The following is a 19613-nucleotide window of genomic DNA, read 5'->3' as shown; positions in this document are numbered from 1 at the left end:
GGTAAAGCTCCATTGTGGTGAGATTGATGTGTTGAGTGCTGGCGGCGCGGCCGCCCCGCTTAGTTGCCGATCGAGAGCACCTCGCCGACCCACTGGTTGGTGACCTCGACGCGGAAGTTCGGGTTCTCGGCCGGCGGCACGTCGGTGAAGCGGATGTTCCAGTACACCTTGCCCTGTTCGAGCTGGCTGCCGGTGTTCAGGTCCGGGTCCGGATAGACCTCGAAGTTGATGATGCAGCCGGCGTTGCGCAGGTCGCGCATGAAGGCGTTCAGGCCCTCGGTGACGTCCTTCACATAGGTCTTGGTGATGCCACGGTCGACCGCCCACTTGTGCGCGTACAGAATGGCGTCCATCACCATGTCGGTGGTGCGCACGCGGGTGACGAAGGCCCATTTCGGATCGGCCGACAGGGTGCGGTTGCCCCACAGGCGGAAGCCGCCGTCGCGGATGATGGTGGCGACGTTGGCCACGTTGAGCAGGTTGGCGCGGCAGGTGGCGTCGCCGTCGAGGAACTCGACCGGACGCTTGGTGCCGACCAGGCCGACGAACTCCTTGTTCGACGGCGAGACCCAGAAGCCGTACTCGTTGTCGGTCCAGGCGAACAGGCCGGCGGCGGCGGCCGAGGCCGGCGCGTCGACGGCGGCGTTGGCCACCGTGTCCCACACCTTGATGCCCGGGTCGACCATGTACAGGCGCTTGCTGCCGAAGTTGAGGGCGTAGGCCAGCGCGGCGTCGTCGGTGGTGTTGGGGCCGTCGATGATGCCGATGGCGCGCAGCTTGCCGGCGATGCCGTCGATGGCGGTGGCCACCGCCTGGGTGGCCGAGGCGCCGGGCGCCACCAGCAGGCGCGGTTGCAGGCCGAGCACCGACTTGGCGTCGAGCAGGGCCTGCAGGCCGGTGCGGGCGCCCTGGGCGCTGACGCCGCCGATCACGGCCGAGGTCTGCGCGGCGGCGTCGGCCACCTGGGCCACGCCAACCGCCGCCACCACGGCGCTGGTGCGGGCGTAGACGGCGCGCAGCGACTTGTAGATGTTGCTGGTCACGCCGAAGGCGGCGGCGGCCTCGCGCAGCGAGGTGATCTTGACCGGCGTGTTGGGCGCGGCCAGGCCGGCGCCCGGGGTATAGGTGTCGACCAGGCCGATCACCGAGCTGGACGGCGTGGCGATCGAGCGGGGGCCGGAATCGACCAGGGTGACGGTGACGCCGTGGAAAAAGGATGCTGCCATGGTGAATCTCCTAGAAAAAGAAAAACCCGCACGGGGCGGGTTGGGGGGTGCAACAAGGTGGTGTGGTGAAGACCCGCCTGACGATCTGCCGACGGCAGGCGTCCGACGCAGCCTCCGTTTAAGAAGCCAGAGGAATGAAGGCGACCTCGGATGGGGCGTGCAGCCTGACCTGCAAGTTGGTCAGCGTCTTACGCATCGGAACGCGCATCGGCGATGCCACGGACGTGTGGTTGTACGGGTTGGCCCCACGACCGGCGAAGTTGACGTTGGTGCCGTCGAATACCACATATTCGTTTCCTGAGGTGTTCTCGCCCCAGGGACTAATACCCGTGGTCGTCAAGCGGACGAAGAGACACGGCCCCGCCTGCACGCTAATCACATTCGACCAAATCGCACCATACGCCCACGTCGTTTTCTTGATTGAAGGCGCCGCGTATAGCGCGGCCATTGCAACGTCGGATGCATTGATGGCCGTCATCGCAATCGAGCTTGCCGCGCATGCCGTCAACGCGGTCAGGCTAGCAGCAATCGCCGTCATCGCGGCTTGGCTGGCCGCCAGTGCCGTCATCGCGGTTTGGCTGGCCAACACTGCCGTCATCGCGGCTTGGCTGGCCAACACCGCCGTCATCGCGATTTGGCTGGCCGCCACCGCCGTCATCGCGGTTTGACTGGCCGCCACCGCCGTCATCGCGATTTGGCTGGCCGCCATCGCCGTCATCGCGGTTTGACTGGCCACCACCGCCGTCATCGCGGTTTGGCTGGCCGCCACCGCCGTCATCGCGGTTTGGCTGGCCGCCATCGCCGTCATCGCGATTCGGCTGACCGCCACCGCCGTCATCGCGATTTGGCTGGCCAACACCACCGTCATCGCGGTTTGGCTGGCCAGCACCACCGTCATCGCTATTTGGCTGGCCGCCACCGCCGTCATCGCGGTCATGCTAACAGCAATCGCCGTCATCGCGGTTGGGCTGGCCGCCACTGCCGTCATCGCGGTTTGGTTGGCCGCCACCGCCGTCATCGCGGTTTGGTTGGCCGTCACCGCCGTCATCGCGGTTTGGCTGGCCACCACCGCCGTCATCGCGGTTTGGCTGGCCGCCACCGCCGTCATCGCGGTTTGGCTGGCCGCCATTACCGTCATCGCACTCTGGACGGATACCAATGCAGTCACCGCCGGTTGACTCGCCAACAACGAGCTGACTGCAGTTTGGTTTGATGCGATAGCCACCATCGCGATTTGGCTCGCCAACATGATCGCAAGTGCCGGCGGACCAGATAGCACCGTTGTGGCAGCGATTTGACTCGCCGCGATTGCAGTCATCGCAGTTTGGCTGCCAGCTGTCGCGGACATCACCGCTTGACTTGCCGCCATGGCCGTGATTGCGATTTGACTGGCGGCAACCGCCATCATCGCCACCGCGCTGGCAACAATCGCGTTGTAGGCGACGGGATAGCCGACCACCGCGCTCATCGCCCGTGCACTGCCGGCGATGGCCGCCATCGCCGCCGGGCTGCGCACGATCGCCGCCATGGCCTCGGCCGAATTGAGCACCAGGTTGAAGCTCTGGCCGTTGCTGATGTCGGACAGGTAGACGTCCAGCATGGCGCCGTTCATCAGCTCCAGCGGCGCCACCGCGTCCGGCACGATGGAGTCGAAGCGGTTGACCACGTCGTAGCTTTTCAGCAGCGCGGCCAAGGTGATCAGACTCGTGTTGTCGGCCGAGCTCAAATCGGCCTCCTTCATTTTTTGTTCGGCCTGCCTCAGGAAGTTGTTCCTGAATTCGGTCAGTGTGTTATTTGGCATAAATGCTCATCCCAATAGGCCCGCGTAGATCAACGCGGTGAGTGTGGATAATTGCGCCCGGGTAGTGGCGAACTCGTCTTTGCCGACCTTGGTCGCCAGCAGCTTCGTCACGTTGCCGATGTCGCCCTGGGCGCTCTTCAGCACGGTGACGATCTCCTGCACCGTGTCGAGGTTGACGTCGTCGCTGGCGACCAGGCCGCGCAGCGTGTAGACGGCGCCGTCGAGCGCCGTCAGCGCGGCGCGCAGCCGGGCCACGTCGTCGTCGAGCTGGTTGTCCGGGTGCGGCAGCGGCAGCTGCAGGTGGGGGGTGCTCTGGTTGATCATGGCCCGCCCTACAGCGCCATGGCGCGCAGGTTCTCCACCTCTGGCCGCGCCGCCGAGGTGCCCGACAACACCAGCTTGACCTTGACGCTGTCCTTGTTGACGCCGGCCAGCTCGTAGGTCAGCTCCTGCTTGTCCAGCGTCAGCGGGCGCGACGACAGGAACGGCACCTCGACGTCCTTGCCGTCGGCCGCCGCGCCCGGCAGGATCACCACCAGCTTGGCGCCGGATGGCAGCGCCGCGTCGACGATGACGCGCACGCGGCTGTTGGCGCCGGCCGGGAAGGCCACCGACACGTAGTCGGCGCTGGCCTGCACCGTGCCGGCCACCAGTTGGGTGCCCGGGTGCAGCACCGGCGACACCGCCGCCGTGCCGCTCAACTTGGCGCTGACGTTGATCTCGCCCGTCACCGGCACGCCCAGCCGCACCGGCTGGCCCTCGGCGACGTTGATCTTGGCGCCGCCCGGCAGCGCCAGCGTGTACTCGACGCGCGACTCGAAGGTCGGCGCCTCGGCCAGCGCCAACAGCAGCAGGTCGGTGGCGTTGCTGACGCTGACGTTGCCCAGGTTGACCGTGCTGCTGGTCTCGGAGAACACCGCCTTTTGCAGCTCGAAGCTCATGTCGCGGTCCTGGTGCGGCGTCCAGGTCGAGGCGTTCGACGAGGACAGCAGCACGCCCACCTGGTAGGGCTGGGCGGTGACGCGGCGCTGCGCGTTGTCGTCCCACATGCCGACCTCGGCGACGGCCAGCTGGGTCTTGTCGTCGTTGGTCATCACCACCAGCGCGTACTCGGTGTTGGCGTCGAGCCAGGCCGGCGCGGCGAACACGAACTGGGTCGGGCCGACGGTCTTGATGGCGGCGGCATCGAGCCGCGCCTCGGCGTAGATGGTGCGGTTCGGCACGCCGGCGGCGACGCCACGGATCTGCAGCAGCACCGGCGCGGCGCCCTTGACGGTGAACCACAGCTTGACGCCGCCCAGCGCCGTGGCCTGCGGCAGCGTGAAGGTCTGTGCCAGCGGATCGTAGAAGTTGGTGGTGATGCGCGTGACCATCTGGCGCACCTCGGTCACGCGCAGGCCCTGGCCGCTGAAGGTGGCGGCGCCGCGCGTGCCGCCGGCGCCGATGAACTCGACGTTCTTGGCGCCGGCCGGCACGTTGGCGGGAATCTGGAAGCGCCCGGAGAGCACGCCCTGGGCGTTGGCTTGAATAGTCATGTTGTGGCTCCTGTTAAGCGGTTGGGGTGACGACGATGCCGTCGAAGCTGACGCTGTCGAGCGCCTCGTTGGGGCCGAAGCCGGAGATCGAGAACAGCACCGGGATCTGCCGCAGCTTCTCCTGCACCTGCGACGAGGTCGACAGCAGGTTGTTGATGGTGCTGCTGCTGGTCTGCGTCAGCACGCCGCTGCCGGTGACGATGCGGGTGGTCAGCGGGCTGCTCCAGGTGGTGTCGACGTCGGTCCAGCGGTCGATGGCCGGGGTCAGCGCCACCGTCGCCGGCAGACCGTCGAAGGCGGCGTAGGGGTTGACCTTCATGGTGGTGGTGCGCATCGGCTGCGACAACACGGTCGCCAAGGTGAACTTCAGCGAGGCCGGCGCCGCCACGTCGCCGCCCGGCGCGTTCGGCGTCGCCGCCACCGGCAGCGTCAGCTTGCCGCCGACGATGGCGGCGCTTTGCTTGACGCCCTGGTCGCGCACGTCGTCGTTAAGGAATGGGTCGACGAAGATGCCCTTCTTCAGCGCCGTGTCGCGGTTGGCCGCGTCGCTCTTCAGCGTCTGCTGGGCGATCAAGGTGGCGAGGAAGTCCATCCGCGTGTTGATGTTGGCCAGGTCCTGCATCGGCACCACGCGCACGCCGTCGTTGAGCACCACCCGCGAGGCGCGCCAGCCCTGCTGCACGCTGGCCAGCGCCAGCAGCGCCTCCGGCACGGCCGGCGCGCGCGGGTTGGCGTCGGCCGCCACGCCCTTGATCCACACCAGGGCGCCGTCGGCGTCCAGGCACAGGCGGTCGATGCGCGGCAGCTTCTGCGTGTAGCTGACCAGCACCTGGGTGCCGGCCACGGCGCCGGTGACGCTGAAGCCGGTGTCGTCGACGGCGCTCGGCGTGACCGCCACGTTGCACTGGTAGATCACCTGGTAGGTGCTGTTGGTGGCCGGCTCGACGCCGCTGCCGCCCCAGTCGACGGCGCCGGCGCTGAGCTTGTAGCTGGCGCCGCCGCCGCTGCCGGCGACATAGGTGGTGCCGCCGACGAAGCCGTCGCCGTTGGCGTTGATGGTGCCGCCCTGGTTGACGGCGACGATCTGCACGATGGCCGTGTCGGGCAGGGTGTCGGCGCCGCCGGTGTAGCCGCCGCGCGTCATCGTCGCGCTCTTCTGCTGGGTCAGGTAGACCGAGGTCAGCGAGCCAAGCGGCGCGCGGTCGAGGGTGACGCGCTGCGCCGCCGGCCCGCTCGAGACGTGCGGCTCCTGCTCGATGTTGCGCAGGTCCGGCTTGGCCGGGTAGACCAGGCGGCGGCCGGTGGCCAGGTTGACGCCGAAGCCGTTGACGCGGGCGCGCCCCTCGGAGACGGTGTAGACCTGGGCGCCGTTGACGTCGGCGGCGGCGGCCACCTTCAGGCCGCCGACCACGTAGGAGCCGCCCGAGCTGTCGCGGTCGTAGCGGGCCAGGGCCTGGGTCACGCCGTCCAGGTTGGGCGGCGCCTCCTTGGCGCGCAGCACGCCGTCGTCGATCAGGTAGACCGGGTAGAACTCGCCGGACTGGCCGTCGCCGGCCGCGCCCCACACGGCCACCGTCTTCTGGCGCGCCGCGCCGGGCTCCTGGTGGCCGCGCGTGCCGGCCGCCGGGTTGCGCAGCCCGGGCGCCTCCAGCTCGGTGACCACGCTGTCCTTCAGGTAGACGCCGATGGTGGCGCTGCCGACCGTGGCAACCTTCAGCTCGCGCGCGGCCAGGCCGCGCACGGCGCCGCGGATGTAGATGGCGCCGGCCTCGCAGCTCGACGCGCCGCTGTCCGGGTCGATGCGCACGCGGGCGTCGCGGATCACGTCGCCGTCCTTGAACAGGGCGTCGCTGACGCCCTGCAGACGGGCCGTGGCGGCCGACTGGATCTCGTTGAGTTCGGCCGACTGCAACACGCGGTCGGCGCGGAACAGAATCTGCTCGTGGTTGTCGGCGGCGTTGAAGCGGTTGTAATACTGTTCGATCATGATAAGGGTCCCGTTCAGAAAGGCAGTACGTATTCGAAGGTCTGGCGGATGGAGGGGCTGCGCGTGGTCTTGTCGAAGCGCTCCAGCGCGTACAGCTTGCCGGGGCTGAGCAGGTCGGCCGCGACGAAGTAGCGCTGGCCTGGCGGCAGCTCCGGCTTGACCACCGTGCCGAGGAAGATGCCGACCTCGCGCAGCTGGGCCGCCGGGGCGTCGAGGAAGTCGAACACGAAGCGCACCAGCAGCCACTTGGTCGGCGTCTCGCTGAAGGTGTAGCGGCCGCTGACCACCGACACCTCGCCGGCCGGGTCCGGCGCGACGAAGCGCGCCTCGGTGGCGACGCGGCGGCCCACCTCGGCCACCAGCGCGGCGGCGTTCTTCGGCTCGGGCGCCGTGCCGCCGTTGTCCCAGGCCGGGTCGCCCGAACCCCAGGCCAGGTGGATCGGGCGGGACTTCACCGCCTCGGCCAGCGCCGCGCGGCCGTCGTCTTGTAAAACTGCCATATCAAGCTCCATTGTGAAAAGTGATGGTCGAAGGAATCGTGACGCGCCAGCGGCGCGCACTCCAGTTGCCGCTCCAGCCGGCGGCCCTGGTCGGCGTCTCATAAACGCCGGCCGTGCCGCTGAAGAGGGCGTGGCGCGCCAGCCGGTCGAAACCGGCCAGCGGCAGTTGCAATGCCGGCGCCAGGGCCGCCCGCGCGTCGATGTCGAAGCGGTCGATGACGATGCGGCGCAGGCCCAGGTCGTGGCTGTCGAGCCGTTCGCCGTCGAGCACGAAGCTGCGCTCCACCACCGTCATGCCGCCGCCGAGCTGGCCGTTGATGTCGTCCAGCGCGCTCTCGTCGCCGTCCAGCAGAAGCTGCGACAGCGCCAGCGTGCGGTGCGCCGTCAGCGTGGCCGGCGTGGCCGCCGTGTCGGCCGTGGTGCCGGTGACCAGCTGGCCCATGATGAAGCGGCCGTCGGCGATCAACTCGCTGTCGAGCAGCCAGGTGTCGAGCATCATGCGGTCGTCGTAGGGCACGATGGCCGACAGCGTGTCGGTGCGGGCGTGGCCGGGCACCCCGCCCGGCGGCTCGGCCAGGCCGGCGCGGCGCGCCGCGAACGACAGCTTGACGCCGTCGACCAGCACGCCGGAGTCGTCGTCGAGCAGGGCGTCGTCGAGGCGGCCGCCGTCCAGCCGCAGCGGGCGCAGGTCGTAGCCGTGGTACATGCGGTACAAGCGGGCGTGGGCCGGCAGCGAGGCGCGCACCAGCTGCGCCACCGCGTCGACGCGCAGCTGGGCGTAGGCGTCGCCGGGGTCGATCTGCAGCCACGGCCCCTCCTCCTCCAGCGTGGCCCGGTAGCCCAGCCAGGACAAGGCCCGCTTGACCGAGGCGGCCGTGCCGCGCTGGCGCAGCCACGGCAGGCCGGCCTCGATCAGCGCCGCCGTGCTGTCGAAATAGGGCGCGAACTCGGCCAGCTGCCACTCGGCCGCCAGCCACGGCGCCAGCGCGCCGGAACTTGCCTGCGGCCGGCGCAGCCCGGCCGGCACGTCGGCCAGCGCGTCGAGCGCGGCGCGCGGCGCCGCCCGCGCCAGCGCCCGTTCCAGCGTGGTGGCGTTGGGCGGCAACAGCCGGGCGCTATCGGCCAGCGCTACCATGCGACACCGCCGTCGTCGATGCGGATGCTGCCGGCCACCGCGTACTCGTGCGGCGCCACCGTGATGCCGGCGCCGTGCAGCTCGATACGCGAGACGCCGGCCACGTGCAGGCGTCCGGCCAGCCAGGAGCCGGACACGTCGCGCCCCAGGCGGGCGTAGTCGGCGATCTGCGCCGGCAGCGCAGCCTGCAGCTGCGCCGCCAGATCCAGCGGCGCGCTGGCCTCGCGGTAGACGGTGGCGGCCACGTCGAGCGGGCGGGCCTGGGCCAGCGCGATCGACAGCGGGATGCCGAGCGGCTTGGCGTCGTCCGCCGCGAAGGCCGCCTGCACCGCCGCCAGCACCGCCGCGCCGTCGGCGCCGTCCTGCGGCCACAGCGCCAGCGCCACGCTGCCCGGCGGCGCCGCCATCATGCCGGCGTCGTGCACCAGCGGGCTGGCCGACAGCGCCGCCAGGCGGTACTGCTCCGGCGTGCCGTTGCCGGCCAGCGCGGCGGTGCGCAGCTGGGTGCGCAGGCGCAGCCGCTCGTCGCTCTCCTCAGCCAGGCGGCGCACGTTGTAGAAGGCGGCGGCGTGGTCCAGGTCGGCGCCCTCGGCGAAGGCCAGCAGGCTGGCGCGCGCCGCGTCGTTGATGCGGGCGCGGATCTGCAGCTCGCGGTAGGCCGCCAGCTGCAGCAGCTTGACCACCGGGTCCGATTCGAGCGCGGCGTTCCAGCCATCGCCCATCTGGCCGCGAAAGGCCGCCAGCATGTCCTGGTAGATCTGCTCGAAGTCGAGCGGCTCCACCATGTCCGGCGGCGCCAGCTGGCTCAGGTCTATGGTGCTCATGTCTTCACCTCCAATATCATCGCCTCGCCCAGGTAGTCGCCGCTCAGGCGCAGCGCCACGCTGCCGTCGAGCACCGACTCGACCGCCACCGCCCGCAGCTTCAGGCGCGGTTCCCAGCGCCCCAGGGCGCGCGCCACCTCGGCCTGCAGCGAGGACTTCCAGCCCGGCGTGACGGGCAAGTCGACCATGCGCGGCAGGGTCGAGCCGTAGTCCGGCCGCTCGCGCCGGCTGCCCAGCGGCGTGGTCAAAATATCGCGCACGCTTTGCAGCAGGTGCGCGCTCCCAGTGATCGGCTGGCCGGTGTGCCGATCCATGCCGACGAGCGCCATGGCTATGCCGCCGCGCGCACGACCGGCACCCGCTCGAACTCGGCGTGCTGGTCGAGGTGGGCGATCAGGCCGGCGCTGGCCGCCGTCAGGTGGCCGTTGTGGACGCGGTGCTGGGTGCCGTCCGGCAGGAAGATGCTGCGGCTCTGGAAGGCGATGTCGCGGAACACGACGGGGATCTTGTTGCTGGCTCTTGCCATGGTTGACTCCTTAAAAAAAATGCCCGCGTCGGCGGGCATGTTGGGGGGGGGAATACTGGTCGCGCGTGTCGGCGGATTACCCGCCGGCGCAATTTAGGGTCAGACCCTAGGGTCTGACCCTGGGCTCCGCCGCCGGGACTTCGCCCGTGGTCGGCTGCTCGGGCCGCCGACACGATTCGGCTCAATCAATGCTTGTGGTGGTTACTGTTGCCACCCGAGTCCATCACCGCGCCGGCGGCGTCGACGTTGCCGTCCACGCCCAGGTTGCCCTTGACGCTGACGCCGCCCTCCACGCTCACCCTGCCCTTGAAGGTGGTCGAGGCGCAGTCCACCACCAAGGCCGGGCATTGCAGCGTGACCTGGCCGCCGGAGACGATGCTGACCGTCTCGGCGTTGTCGACGCTGACCTTCTTGCTGCCGCTGACCTGCAGCGCGCCGGCCTCCCAGTCGTACTCGATCAGGCAGCCGTCGGGCATGCGCCAGCTGAGCACCCTGGCGCGCCGCTCGCCGGCCTGGCCGTGCGGCTCGGAGTAGAAGCCGGGCAGGATGAAACCGGCCGCCGGCTCGCCGGACGGCGCGATGAGCAGCGCCTGCTCGCCCACCGACGGCGCGCGCCAGTGGCGCACCTGCCCCGCCGCCAACGAGTGCCAGGGCAGCAGCGCCGAGGTCCACTGGCCGACGCGGATGCGGCAGCGCGCCGCCGCGTGGTCGACCTCGGCGATGCTGCCGGCCTGGATCAGCGCCGCCAGGCGGCGGTCCAACTCGACTATCGGATAGTCCATCGCCGCCTCCTACAGGTTGGGGGGGACGTCGCCGGCCGGCCAGTAGCGGGCCTTCTTGCCGATGCCCGTTTCCGGGTCCAGGCCCAGCATCAGCTGGGTGTTCGTGCTGTCCGGGTAGGGCCAGATCGGCGCGCCCAGTTCGAACTCGTGGCTCCACTCCAGCTGCCATTCGAGGCGGCCGGCGGCGGCCGTGGCGCCGGCGCCGGCCTGCAGCCATTGCGCCATGCCGACCGGCAGGCCCCAGTTCTGGTGCTTGAGCACCAGCACCAGCCGCGCCGCCAGTTCGCGCAGCGCCAGCGCCGCCTTGGCGCCGGCCGCGTCGACGATCAGGCGGGCGACGAAGCGGCCGACCATGCCGGTCTCGCCGGTGCCAGGATCGCGCCCCGGGCGCAGTTCGGCCAGCTCGACCAGCAGCGCCGGCAGCGCCAGCGCCGCCTCGGACGGCGGGTAGTGCAGCACCGTCGGCACGCCGGCCAGGCGCGCCGCCAGGCCGCTGCGGATCGCCTCGTGCAGTTGTTCTATCGATTCAAGCTTGTCGCTCATCTTGCGTCCTCTATCACGATGAAACCCAACGGCGTCGATCGGGGTCGGACCCTGCGGGTCCGACCCCGGCCTTTGCTTTGGGGTGAAAAAAAACCCGCCGGGCTGCGCGGCCGGGCGGGTTGTGGGGAAATCGTCTGTTTTCCGCAGAAACGACAAAGCCCGCTTGGGCGGGCTTCGGTTGCTATTACTGCGAGAATGACTAAACTTTATACCCTCTGTAACACCTTGTCAACCACTATTTTCGACAAACTATAAAAAAATTTCCCCGACCACGCCCTGCTCGCGCAAATACGGCTCCAGCCGGTCCAGCGCCACCAGCTCCAGCTCGTGCAGGCGCTGCTTGATCTTCTCGAAGCCGCGCGCATACGTCATATGGTTGCCGCCGAAGGACTTGGCCAGCTCGCGGAAGCTGATCTCGATCCTCTTGTGGTTGGCGTACAGCTTGCCGACCATGCAGTCCAGCGCGAACGGCTGGATGGCCGGGAAGGACGGCGCCATCCAGTCCGACAAGCCCTTGATCGCGGCGATGCGCTCGGCCGAGAAGGCGTAGCGGCGCACGCCGGCGGCGTCCTCCACGTCGGTGTGGCCGTACTTCGCCTGCAAGGCCCACATCTCGGTGCGCGGCAGCTTGTGCGCCACGGCGTGGACGATCAGCGCGCACTGGGCGCGCACCTCCAACGGGCTGAGCCCGGCGAAGTTGACCCGCTTCGACGCGCTGCCGCGCAGCTGCTCGAGCCACTCGCGCTGCGGCTCGGCCAGGCTGCCGGCCGCCTCCATGATGCGCATCAGCGCCTTGCGCAGCGGCGCGTCCTGCTGCGCGTCCTGCGCCATGATCATGTAGGCCACGTGCACCGCCTGCCCGGCGCTGCTGAAGATCGCGTCCCGATACTCCTGTTCTTTGATGATTCCCGCCGCCGTTGCCGCCATCGCCATCGTTTTCATGTTTCCCATGTCCCTACCCGCCTTTCGCTGTGTTCCTGCCACTGTAAAACTTGCCATTTCACACAATATATACGAGAATGAATACAGGATCAATACGCAAATGGATAGAAATTCACTGCAAACTATACGCGGATGTATAATTCATTATGGATATTTCAAGCAGACTGGACGCGGCCATGAAACAGGCCGGCTTCGAATCGCAGAGCGCGTTGTCGCGCGCCTCCGGCGTGCCGCAGCCGACCATCAACCGCATACTCAAGGGGGTCGGCAAGCGCGGTCCGGAGGCCCACACGCTGGTGCAGTTGGCGGCCGCCTGCAACGTCGCCTTCGACTGGCTGCACGAGGGCATAGCACCGCGCGCGCGCGCCACGTCCGGCCAGCCCGCCACGGCGCCGTCCGCCTTCCTGCCGGTGGTGGTGGCGCAGGAGGACGACGCCCGCTTCTACCAGATCCAGAAGGTCAAGCTGCGCCTGTCGGCCGGCATCAGCGGCTTCAGCGTCGAGCCGGAGACGCACGACGGCAGCATGTTCAGCGTGCCGCGCAACTGGGCCGACCGCAACGGCTTCATTCCCGAACGCCTGATCGGCATCAAGGTGCGCGGCGAGAGCATGGAACCGTCGCTGTACGAGGACGACCTGGTGATCATCAACACCGCCGACGCCAAGCCGGTCGACGGCGCCGTGTTCGCCGTCAACTACGAGGGCGAGCCGGTGGTCAAGCGCCTGTCGCGCGACGCCGGCGAATGGTGGCTGACCTCGGACAACCCGGACCAGCGCAAATACCACCGCAAGGTCTGCCGTGGCAACGACTGCATCATCATCGGCCGCATCGTGCGCAAGGAAAGCGACCGCATCTAGGGCGGCCGGCGCCGCCTACCCGGCGTCGCCCCTGGCGCCGGCGCCGAGCGCGTCGAGCACGGTGAGCGACTCGGCCTCCGGAAAACAGGCCTTGAAGTGGCCGACGTCGACCGGATGGGTCTCGATCCAGGCCTGGGCCTGGGCGCGGCGTGCGGCGGTGGGCAGGCGGAACAGGAAAACGCCCAGCCAAACCGGCGCCGTCGTGGTGTCTGTCATTGCGCCGCCTCCTGTCGGTGTGTCTTTTCACTGTACGTCAAAAATGTGTGGGTTACAACAATTCGCACGGTCTTGGGCCGGCCCGCAACAACAGCGCGATGGCGTCGGCCGTCATCGGCCGGCCGAACAGGAAGCCCTGCCCCTCGTCGCAGTCGTGGTGGCGCAGGAAGGCGCACTGCGCGGCCGTCTCCACGCCCTCGGCGATGACCCGCTTGCGCAGGCTCTTGCCCATGCCGATGACGGCGCTGACGATGGTGGCGTCGGCCGCGCTGGCGCCGATCTGGCTGACGAAGGACTGGTCGATCTTCAGCGTGTGGATGGGGAACTGGCTCAGGTAGCTCAGGCTGGAATAGCCGGTGCCGAAGTCGTCGATCGCCAGCTTGACGCCGAGCTCGGCGACGGCCTGCAGCACGCCGCCGGAAACGCTGGCGTCCCGCATCAGCACCCCCTCGGTGAGCTCGATCTCCAGGCGACCCGGCGCCAGCCCTGTCTCGGCCAGGGTGCTGCGCAGATGCTCGACGAAGTCGCTGGCGCCGAACTCGAGCGGCGATGCGTTGACCGCCATCGTCATCGGCGGCCAGCCGGCCAGGTGCCAGTCCTGCGCCTGCCAGCAGGCCTGGCGCAGCACCCAGCGGCCGAGCGGCAGGATCAGGCCGCACTCCTCGGCGATCGGGACGAACTCGGCCGGCGCCAGCAGGCCGCGCTGCGGGTGCTGCCAGCGCACCAGCGCCTCGACGCCCACCACCGTGCCGCTGGCCAGGTCGATCTTCGGCTGGTAGTGCAACACGAACTCCTGGCGCGCCAGCGCCAGGCGCAGGCTGGCCTCGGTCGACTGGCGCAGCACGGCGCGCGTGTTCATCGCCGGCTCGAAGAAGCAGTAGGTGTTGCGGCCGTTTTCCTTGGCGTGGTACATGGCGGTGTCGGCGTGGCGGATCAGGCTGTCGGCGTCGGCGCCGTCGTCGGGATAGATGCCGATGCCGATGCTCACGCCGACATGCAGCGCGTGGTGCTCGACCAAGTGGGGGGCGGCCATCGCCAGCAGGATCTTCTGGGCGAACAGGCCGGCGTCGTCGGCCTGTTCGATCTCGGGGAACATCAGCACAAACTCGTCGCCGCCCTGCCTGCTGACGGTGTCGGAGCGCCGCACAAAGCCGACCAAGCGGCGCGCCACCAGTTGCAGCAGCAGGTCGCCGACACCGTGGCCGAGCGAGTCGTTGATGGTCTTGAAGCGGTCCAGGTCGAGGAACATCACGGCCAGCCGGCGCCGGCCGCGGCCGGCCAGCTCGATGGCCTGGCGCAGGCGGTCGCGCAGCAGCACCCGGTTGGGCAGGCCGGTCAGGGCGTCGTGGTGGGTCTGGTGCAGCAGCGCGTTGCGCGCCTGCTGCACCTGCTCGGTCAGGGTGACCGCCTCCATCGAGGCGATCACCAGGTTGGCGTTGGCCTGCTGCAGCATGGCGATCTGCGCGGCGGACAGGGCGGAGTGGCGGCGCGCCGGACGGGAGCCGCGCGCGTGCGCGTCGGCGGCGCGCTCGCGCTCAAGCACCTGGCGCTCGCGCGCCAGCAGCAGCAGCTCGCGGCCGCGCCAGGGCGGCGTGGCGTCGGCCGGCGCCGACTCGGCCGTCTGCGCCTGCGCCTGCGCCTGCGCCGGCGCGGCCGGCGGCCGGCGGCTGCGGCGTCGATGCGTCACGCCCGGACCGCCGCTCGGTGCTGCGCGGCGCTGCCGCTGTGCTGTGTTGGTGTGCGCATCATGGTTCTCCCTGGGTGGAGCCGAAGTCGGCCATCGCTACACAATGCGGCAGTTTGCCGCTTCCTTCTGTGGGCCAGCAGACGCAGCCCTGCGCCGCGCGGCGGCGCCGCCACATGGCGCCGGCCTCTGTGCGCTGCCACACGGTGAGCGCGGCGGCGGCCGCGTAGCATGGTTCGACGGCGCCCTGCGGCCGTCCGCCCCCCCGCCACCCGCGCCACCACCGGAACCCGCCATGAGGAAGCCACCATGAAACCGACAATCCACTTGCCGCCGGCCCCGCCGCCCGGCGCCGCCGGCACCACCCACGTCCTCGTGCTCGAGCTGGGCGACTGCGGGCCCGGGCGGCCTTCCTACGCCACGGCCCGCTTCACCGTCGTCGCGGCCGCGCCGGCCAGCGTTACGCCGCCGGCGCCGGCGCCGCGCCGCCGCGGCGCTTGACGGCCTGGCCGCCGCTCAGCACGCCTTGTCGTCGCGCACCGGGTGGCCCGACAACACGCCCTGGTACTCGCTCAGCGCGGCGCCGATGTTGATCCGGTCGGCGCCGATGTCGAAGAAACGGATGTCCTTGCTGTGCGCGCTGCCGCGCATCTTGACCACCGACAGCACGCGGCGGAACTGGCCGTCGAGCTCGACGTAGCGCTGCATGACGATGCCGTCGGCCAGGAAGGCGTTGCCGTAGGAGCTGAAGCGCAGCATGTCGTAGCGGTCCTCCAGCTCGGCCGTCATCAGCACCGTCACGCCCATGCCGGTGAGCACGGCGATCATCCGGTACAAGGACTCGCGGAAATCCTCGCGGAACACCGCCGCCAGCGCCAGCTCGAAGCCCGACAGCGAGTCGATCACCACCCGCTTGGCGCCCATCCGCTCGATCATCGCCACCAGGTCGTGCAAAATCTCGTCGAGCGACAGGTCGAGCGTGCGCGTGTCGATGACGCCGACCTTGCCGCTGGCCACCATGCCCTTGAGCTGGTAGCTGAGCATCTGGTTCGGGCTCTTCTCGAAGGCGGCGATGACGCCGGCCTCGCCGGCCCGCACGCCCTCGGCCAGGAACTGGGTGGCCAGCACCGTCTTGCCCGAGCCGGACGGGCCCACCACCAACAGCGAGTAGCCGGCCGGCAGGCCGCCGCCCATCATCGCGTCGAGCTCGGCCACGCCCATCGACAGGCGCTGGCCGCCGTCGATGACGACGCCGCCCGTCGCGCTCTGCCGCACCACCGCGCGCGGGAACACCTCGACGCCGTCGTCGTTGATGCGGAAGGTGTGCACGCCCAGCCTCTGCGACTGGCCGCGCATCTTGACCACCTGGATCTTGCGCACCAGGGCGTCGCGGTGGACCAGTTGCGACATCCAGATGATGCCGTCGGCCACCGTGAAGACGGGGCTGGACTCGGCCTCCGGCGCCAGGTACTCGCCGATCAGGAAGGTGGTGGCCAGCCAGCTGGTCATCTGCATGCCCAGGTGTTGGACGAAGCGCTGCAGGCCCTGGGCGCCGTCCTCGTGGTCGCGGGCCGACTGCACCACCGAGCGGAACGAGTCGACGAACACCAGGCTGGGGGCGAAGGCGGCCACCTCGTCGGCGATGCGCTCGAGTACGCGGTCGAAGTCGCCTTCGAGCAGGTCGGCGGCCAGGTTGACGAACTTGATCGACTGGTTCAGCTTGTCGATGTCGAAGAAGGGGAACTGCTGCTGGTAGCGCAGCATCTTCAGCGGCGGCTCGCCCAGCACGGTGAAGAACAGCGCGCGCCGCTGCGGGTTGGCCAGGGCGAACATGATCTGGTGCGCCATCGTCGTCTTGCCGCTGCCCGGCGTGCCGGCCAGCAGGTTGAAGGAGAACTCGGGGATGCCGCCGCCGAGCAGGTCGTCGAGTCCCGGCACCCCGGTGGGCAGGCGTTGGATGTTTACTTTGCTACTCATGGTTGCGGTTCCTTGCCAGCAGTATTCACAGCGTCGTCACCCCAGGCCGCACGAAGAATGCTGGTCATCAAGAGCTCGCCGATCAACAAGATCAGTGTGTCGGTAAAAAAAATCAGCAGGGCGCTACAGGCCTCGCCGGCTTGCTGCGCGTCCTGCTGCGCCAGGCTGTCGCGCAGGGCGGAAAAGTCGCGCCCGGCGCTCGGCGCCAGCCACGGCCGGGTCTGCCGCGCCAGGTGGGCGCTGCGGTTGTAGAGCGAGTCGAAGCCGCCCTGGCCGATGATGGCGCTGAGCTGCGCCGCCAGGCCCTGCCACAGCGCCACGCAGGCGTCGAGCGGCGCGGCGGCCGGGCGGCCGACCAGGCGTTCGATCATGCGGTGCCGCTGTTCCTCGTTAGTAGCCATAGATTTACTTGTGTGTGCAGTACGACGTCGCCGCGGCGCGCCCGGATTGGCGGCATCGTACAGGAAAACCCGGGCCTGGCGCCAACCCGCCGCCGGAAAAACCGCGCCGGCTCACCGCGCGTACCCCGCGATCAGCTCCGCCAGCATGGCGAAGTCGACCGGCTTGATCAGATAGTGCTCGTAGCCGGCGGCCAGCGCGCGCGCCCGGTCCTGCGGCTGGCTGTAGCCGGTGGTGGCGACGAAGTGCGGCGCGGCGCCGGCGGCGATGGCGCGGCGCGCCACCTCGAAGCCGTCCAGGCCGGGCAGGCCGATGTCGCACAGCACCAGGTCGTAGCGCCGCTCCTGCAGCGCGGCCAGGCCGCTGGCGCCGTCGAAGCGCTGGGTGACGGCATGGCCGGCCTGGGTCAGCAGCAGGCTCAGCGTGTCGCTGGCGTCGACGTTGTCCTCGACCAGCAGGATGCTCAGCGGCGCCACCGGCGGCGCCGCCGCCACGACGGGCGCGGCGACAGCGGCCGGCGCCGGCGCCAGCGGCAGCTCGACGATGAACTCGCTGCCCAGGCCGATGCCCTCGCTGCGCACGCGCACCGCGCCGCCGTGCATCTCGACCAGGGTGCGCACCAGCGCCAGGCCGATGCCCAGCCCGCCCTGGGCCCGCTCGAGCGAGCGGAAACCCTGGGTGAACAGGTCGAAGACGAACGGTTGCAGCGCGGCGCTGATGCCGACCCCGTTGTCCTTGACCGCCACCTCGAGCCGGCCGCCCAGGCGGCCGGCCTGCAGCTCGATGGCGCTACCCTCGGGCGAGAACTTGGAGGCGTTCAAAATCAGGTTGGAGAACACCTGGGCCAGCCGGACGGCGTCGCCGTCGAGCCAGGCGTCGGCCGGCGCGCCGGCGCGCCGCAGCACTTGCTGGCGCTGCGCCAGCATCGGCTGGCAGGTCTCGACGGCGCTGTCGAGCACGTCGGCCAGGCTGACCGGGCCGCGCTGCAGCGTCACCTTGCCGCTTTGGATGCGCGAGGCGTCGAGCAGGTCGTCGACCAGGCGCACCATGTGCTTGAGCTGGCGCGCCAGCACCGCGTGCAGGCGGGGCAGCTCGGCGTGGGCGCCGGTCAGGCGGCCGAGCAGCTCGTTGGCCATGGCCATCGGCTGCAGCGGGTTGCGCAGCTCGTGCGCCAGCATCGACAGGAACTCGGTCTGGCGCAGGCTGGCGCCCTCGGCCGCCGCCTGCAGGTCCTGCGCGCCGAAGGTGGCCCAGACCAGGTGCTGGTTGGCCTCGCGCAGTTGGTCGACGTGGCCCTCGAGGGCGCTGCGGCTGTCCTTCTCGGCCTGCAGGGACTCGACCTGCACCAGCAGCTGGCCGATCAGCACGCGCAGCTGCTCGACCTCGCCGGCGTGCGCCGCCTGTAGCGCGGCCATGGCCGCCTGCTCAAACGGCGGCGTTGCGACGGCGCCGGGGGCTGGGGCGTCGGGTAGGGCCGGGGAAATCTCACTCATCGGACTGGACCATCACTTAGTAGATGCTAGCGGTCTTGCATGCGGCCTGCGGGCAGGAGGAATAACGCGGCTTACCTCATCACCAGAGCAGGAAAGCGCCCGCGACAAGGGGAAATCGCGATGTTTTTTCATCATCGCCGTCGGCAGGCGCACTGGTCTGTGTGCTGGCGCACATAGGATTCCGAAGCGCAATGATCGCTGCCGCACAGACCGGCCCTGGCGGCACAGCCCAAGCTGGCGGTGCAGAAGGAGATCGCCAGCATGAACACCATTCCCCCACCCGGCCGCAACACCTTGTTGGCCGCCATCCTGGCCGGCGCCGCCGAGCGGCTCGGCCCCCAGCTCGAGGCGGTGCAGCTGCGCCAGGGCGAGGTGCTGTGCCAGTCCGGCGCGCGGCTCAACCATGTCTACTTTCCCAGCGGCCTGATCATCTCGGTGCAGCACATCCTGGAGAACGGCAACACCTCCGAGCTGGCCAGCATCGGCACCGAGGGTCTGCTCGGCATCGCCAGCGTGATGGGCGGCGCCCACCCGCACAGCCGCGCCGTGGTGCAGGCCGGCGGCGACGCCTACCGCCTGCCGGCCGCCCTGCTGCGGCTGGAGTTCCACCGCCGGCCCGAGGTCATGCGCTTGCTGCTGCGCTACACGCAGTACCTGATGAGCCAGCTGGCGCAGATGGCCGTCTGCAACCGCCACCACTCGACCGAGCAGCGGCTCTGCCGCTGGCTGCTGCAGCGGCTCGACCACGGCCCGTGCAACGAGCTGCGGGTGACCCAGGAGGCGCTCGGCGCCGCGCTCGGCGTGCGCCGCGAAGGCGTCACCGACATCGCCGGCAGGCTGCAGGTACTGGGCGCGATCGAGCTCAGCCGTGGCCGTCTGATCGTGCTCGACCGCGCCGTGCTGGCGCGCCACGCCTGCGAATGCTACAGCGCGCTGCGCGACGACGCCCGCCTGCTGGCGCGCGACGAGGCGGCGGCGGCCGAGTGGCGGCCGCGCATCGGCGCCGCCAACCGCCGCGCCGACAGCCCCGACCGCCGCGCCGCCCGGCCGAGCCGCGCGGCGATCCCGCTGCTGCGCGTCGCGCCGGGGCCGGGCGCCGATCCGGCCGGGGCCGCCGACGCCGACGCGCTCGACGCGCTCGACGCGCTCGACGGCGCAGGCCGGCGGCGCGCCGCCCGCAACTGAG

At 69.9% G+C, this 19613-nt stretch carries 21 protein-coding genes; 3 read left to right on the top strand and 18 right to left on the bottom strand.

Annotation, left to right across the window (positions count from 1 at the left end):
- Positions 1-59: 59 nt before the first annotated feature.
- The 13 genes from BM252_RS14565 to BM252_RS14510 form a co-directional block, all read right to left on the bottom strand.
- Positions 60-1226 carry a phage tail sheath subtilisin-like domain-containing protein gene (locus BM252_RS14565; protein WP_093388393.1) on the bottom strand — a complete coding sequence of 389 codons (1167 nt, stop codon included), beginning with the start codon at positions 1224-1226 and terminating at the stop codon, positions 60-62.
- A gap of 118 nt (positions 1227-1344) precedes the next feature.
- The gene (locus tag BM252_RS14560) at positions 1345-3027 is read right to left on the bottom strand and encodes a hypothetical protein (RefSeq protein WP_093388392.1); all 1683 of its coding nucleotides are present in this window, start codon (positions 3025-3027) and stop codon (positions 1345-1347) included.
- Between the two features lie 6 nt (positions 3028-3033).
- Positions 3034-3351: a hypothetical protein gene (locus BM252_RS14555; protein ID WP_093388391.1), complete on the bottom strand. Its 318-nt coding sequence runs from the start codon at positions 3349-3351 to the stop codon at positions 3034-3036.
- 8 nt (positions 3352-3359) lie between these two features.
- The gene (locus tag BM252_RS14550; RefSeq protein ID WP_093388390.1) at positions 3360-4562 is read right to left on the bottom strand and encodes a choice-of-anchor R domain-containing protein; all 1203 of its coding nucleotides are present in this window, start codon (positions 4560-4562) and stop codon (positions 3360-3362) included.
- Between the two features lie 13 nt (positions 4563-4575).
- On the bottom strand, positions 4576-6549 hold the full coding sequence (locus BM252_RS14545) for a DUF4815 domain-containing protein (protein WP_093388389.1): 1974 nt from the start codon (positions 6547-6549) through the stop codon (positions 4576-4578).
- Between the two features lie 14 nt (positions 6550-6563).
- Positions 6564-7049 carry a hypothetical protein gene (locus BM252_RS14540; protein ID WP_093388388.1) on the bottom strand — a complete coding sequence of 162 codons (486 nt, stop codon included), beginning with the start codon at positions 7047-7049 and terminating at the stop codon, positions 6564-6566.
- 1 nt (position 7050) lies between these two features.
- Positions 7051-8184 (bottom strand): phage tail protein, encoded by a 1134-nt coding sequence (locus BM252_RS14535; protein ID WP_093388387.1) that lies wholly within the window; start codon positions 8182-8184, stop codon positions 7051-7053.
- Positions 8178-9008 (bottom strand): baseplate J/gp47 family protein, encoded by an 831-nt coding sequence (locus tag BM252_RS14530; RefSeq protein WP_093388386.1) that lies wholly within the window; start codon positions 9006-9008, stop codon positions 8178-8180. The genes BM252_RS14535 and BM252_RS14530 overlap by 7 nt, the downstream gene beginning before the upstream one ends.
- Positions 9005-9322, bottom strand: a complete 318-nt coding sequence (locus BM252_RS14525) for a GPW/gp25 family protein (RefSeq protein WP_425442318.1) — start codon at positions 9320-9322, stop codon at positions 9005-9007. Before BM252_RS14525 ends, BM252_RS14530 begins: the two co-directional genes overlap by 4 nt.
- Positions 9323-9339: 17 nt before the next feature.
- Positions 9340-9534 carry a hypothetical protein gene (locus BM252_RS30150; protein WP_139236503.1) on the bottom strand — a complete coding sequence of 65 codons (195 nt, stop codon included), beginning with the start codon at positions 9532-9534 and terminating at the stop codon, positions 9340-9342.
- A 185-nt stretch (positions 9535-9719) separates the two neighbouring features.
- On the bottom strand, positions 9720-10316 hold the full coding sequence (locus BM252_RS14520) for a phage baseplate assembly protein V (protein ID WP_093388384.1): 597 nt from the start codon (positions 10314-10316) through the stop codon (positions 9720-9722).
- 9 nt (positions 10317-10325) lie between these two features.
- Positions 10326-10859 (bottom strand): hypothetical protein, encoded by a 534-nt coding sequence (locus tag BM252_RS14515; RefSeq protein WP_093388383.1) that lies wholly within the window; start codon positions 10857-10859, stop codon positions 10326-10328.
- 249 nt (positions 10860-11108) lie between these two features.
- Positions 11109-11810, bottom strand: coding sequence for a hypothetical protein (locus BM252_RS14510; RefSeq protein ID WP_245774261.1), 702 nt, complete (start codon positions 11808-11810; stop codon positions 11109-11111).
- Positions 11811-11977: 167 nt separating this feature from the next.
- On the opposite strand from BM252_RS14510, the gene BM252_RS14505 reads away from it, so the two are divergent.
- Entirely contained in the window at positions 11978-12658 is a 681-nt protein-coding gene (locus tag BM252_RS14505) for a LexA family transcriptional regulator (protein ID WP_245774260.1), read from the top strand.
- A gap of 15 nt (positions 12659-12673) precedes the next feature.
- On the opposite strand, the gene BM252_RS14500 is transcribed toward BM252_RS14505, so the two are convergent.
- The gene (locus BM252_RS14500; protein WP_093388382.1) at positions 12674-12874 is read right to left on the bottom strand and encodes a hypothetical protein; all 201 of its coding nucleotides are present in this window, start codon (positions 12872-12874) and stop codon (positions 12674-12676) included.
- A gap of 52 nt (positions 12875-12926) precedes the next feature.
- Entirely contained in the window at positions 12927-14561 is a 1635-nt protein-coding gene (locus tag BM252_RS14495) for a putative bifunctional diguanylate cyclase/phosphodiesterase (protein ID WP_217429913.1), read from the bottom strand.
- A gap of 306 nt (positions 14562-14867) precedes the next feature.
- Between BM252_RS14495 and BM252_RS30140 the strand changes: the two genes are divergently transcribed.
- Positions 14868-15059 (top strand): hypothetical protein, encoded by a 192-nt coding sequence (locus BM252_RS30140; RefSeq protein ID WP_139236501.1) that lies wholly within the window; start codon positions 14868-14870, stop codon positions 15057-15059.
- Between the two features lie 15 nt (positions 15060-15074).
- Here the strand turns inward: BM252_RS30140 and BM252_RS14490 are convergent, their stop codons facing one another.
- From BM252_RS14490 to BM252_RS14480, 3 genes are all read right to left on the bottom strand, one after another.
- Positions 15075-16535, bottom strand: a complete 1461-nt coding sequence (locus BM252_RS14490) for an ATPase domain-containing protein (protein ID WP_093388381.1) — start codon at positions 16533-16535, stop codon at positions 15075-15077.
- Positions 16532-16936 (bottom strand): hypothetical protein, encoded by a 405-nt coding sequence (locus tag BM252_RS14485; protein ID WP_139236499.1) that lies wholly within the window; start codon positions 16934-16936, stop codon positions 16532-16534. The genes BM252_RS14490 and BM252_RS14485 overlap by 4 nt, the downstream gene beginning before the upstream one ends.
- Before the next feature lie 111 nt (positions 16937-17047).
- Complete coding sequence (locus BM252_RS14480) at positions 17048-18427, bottom strand: hybrid sensor histidine kinase/response regulator (protein WP_245774259.1); 1380 nt, start codon at positions 18425-18427, stop codon at positions 17048-17050.
- 261 nt (positions 18428-18688) lie between these two features.
- On the opposite strand from BM252_RS14480, the gene BM252_RS14475 reads away from it, so the two are divergent.
- Positions 18689-19612 (top strand): Crp/Fnr family transcriptional regulator, encoded by a 924-nt coding sequence (locus tag BM252_RS14475; protein ID WP_093388503.1) that lies wholly within the window; start codon positions 18689-18691, stop codon positions 19610-19612.
- Position 19613: the final 1 nt, after the last annotated feature.

It is taken from the genome of Rugamonas rubra (assembly GCF_900114705.1).
Classification (GTDB): Bacteria; Pseudomonadota; Gammaproteobacteria; order Burkholderiales; family Burkholderiaceae_D; genus Rugamonas; species Rugamonas rubra.
This window is presented reverse-complemented; position numbering and strand designations above follow the sequence as displayed.

What these genes read in the sequence shown, in the direction of transcription:
- BM252_RS14530 (WP_093388386.1), bottom strand. Translation starts at nt 9,008, where the DNA reads ATGAGCACCATAGACCTGAGCCAGCTGGCGCCGCCGGACATGGTGGAG.
- BM252_RS14535 (WP_093388387.1), bottom strand. Translation starts at nt 8,184, where the DNA reads ATGGTAGCGCTGGCCGATAGCGCCCGGCTGTTGCCGCCCAACGCCACC.
- BM252_RS14560 (WP_093388392.1), bottom strand. Translation starts at nt 3,027, where the DNA reads ATGCCAAATAACACACTGACCGAATTCAGGAACAACTTCCTGAGGCAG.
- BM252_RS14520 (WP_093388384.1), bottom strand. Translation starts at nt 10,316, where the DNA reads ATGGACTATCCGATAGTCGAGTTGGACCGCCGCCTGGCGGCGCTGATC.
- BM252_RS14525 (WP_425442318.1), bottom strand. Translation starts at nt 9,322, where the DNA reads ATGGATCGGCACACCGGCCAGCCGATCACTGGGAGCGCGCACCTGCTG.
- BM252_RS14485 (WP_139236499.1), bottom strand. Translation starts at nt 16,936, where the DNA reads ATGGCTACTAACGAGGAACAGCGGCACCGCATGATCGAACGCCTGGTC.
- BM252_RS14480 (WP_245774259.1), bottom strand. Translation starts at nt 18,427, where the DNA reads ATGAGTGAGATTTCCCCGGCCCTACCCGACGCCCCAGCCCCCGGCGCC.
- BM252_RS14565 (WP_093388393.1), bottom strand. Translation starts at nt 1,226, where the DNA reads ATGGCAGCATCCTTTTTCCACGGCGTCACCGTCACCCTGGTCGATTCC.
- BM252_RS14515 (WP_093388383.1), bottom strand. Translation starts at nt 10,859, where the DNA reads ATGAGCGACAAGCTTGAATCGATAGAACAACTGCACGAGGCGATCCGC.
- BM252_RS14490 (WP_093388381.1), bottom strand. Translation starts at nt 16,535, where the DNA reads ATGAGTAGCAAAGTAAACATCCAACGCCTGCCCACCGGGGTGCCGGGA.
- BM252_RS30140 (WP_139236501.1), top strand. Translation starts at nt 14,868, where the DNA reads ATGAAACCGACAATCCACTTGCCGCCGGCCCCGCCGCCCGGCGCCGCC.
- BM252_RS30150 (WP_139236503.1), bottom strand. Translation starts at nt 9,534, where the DNA reads ATGGCAAGAGCCAGCAACAAGATCCCCGTCGTGTTCCGCGACATCGCC.
- BM252_RS14540 (WP_093388388.1), bottom strand. Translation starts at nt 7,049, where the DNA reads ATGGCAGTTTTACAAGACGACGGCCGCGCGGCGCTGGCCGAGGCGGTG.
- BM252_RS14510 (WP_245774261.1), bottom strand. Translation starts at nt 11,810, where the DNA reads ATGGGAAACATGAAAACGATGGCGATGGCGGCAACGGCGGCGGGAATC.
- BM252_RS14545 (WP_093388389.1), bottom strand. Translation starts at nt 6,549, where the DNA reads ATGATCGAACAGTATTACAACCGCTTCAACGCCGCCGACAACCACGAG.
- BM252_RS14505 (WP_245774260.1), top strand. Translation starts at nt 11,978, where the DNA reads ATGAAACAGGCCGGCTTCGAATCGCAGAGCGCGTTGTCGCGCGCCTCC.
- BM252_RS14500 (WP_093388382.1), bottom strand. Translation starts at nt 12,874, where the DNA reads ATGACAGACACCACGACGGCGCCGGTTTGGCTGGGCGTTTTCCTGTTC.
- BM252_RS14550 (WP_093388390.1), bottom strand. Translation starts at nt 4,562, where the DNA reads ATGACTATTCAAGCCAACGCCCAGGGCGTGCTCTCCGGGCGCTTCCAG.
- BM252_RS14475 (WP_093388503.1), top strand. Translation starts at nt 18,689, where the DNA reads ATGAACACCATTCCCCCACCCGGCCGCAACACCTTGTTGGCCGCCATC.
- BM252_RS14555 (WP_093388391.1), bottom strand. Translation starts at nt 3,351, where the DNA reads ATGATCAACCAGAGCACCCCCCACCTGCAGCTGCCGCTGCCGCACCCG.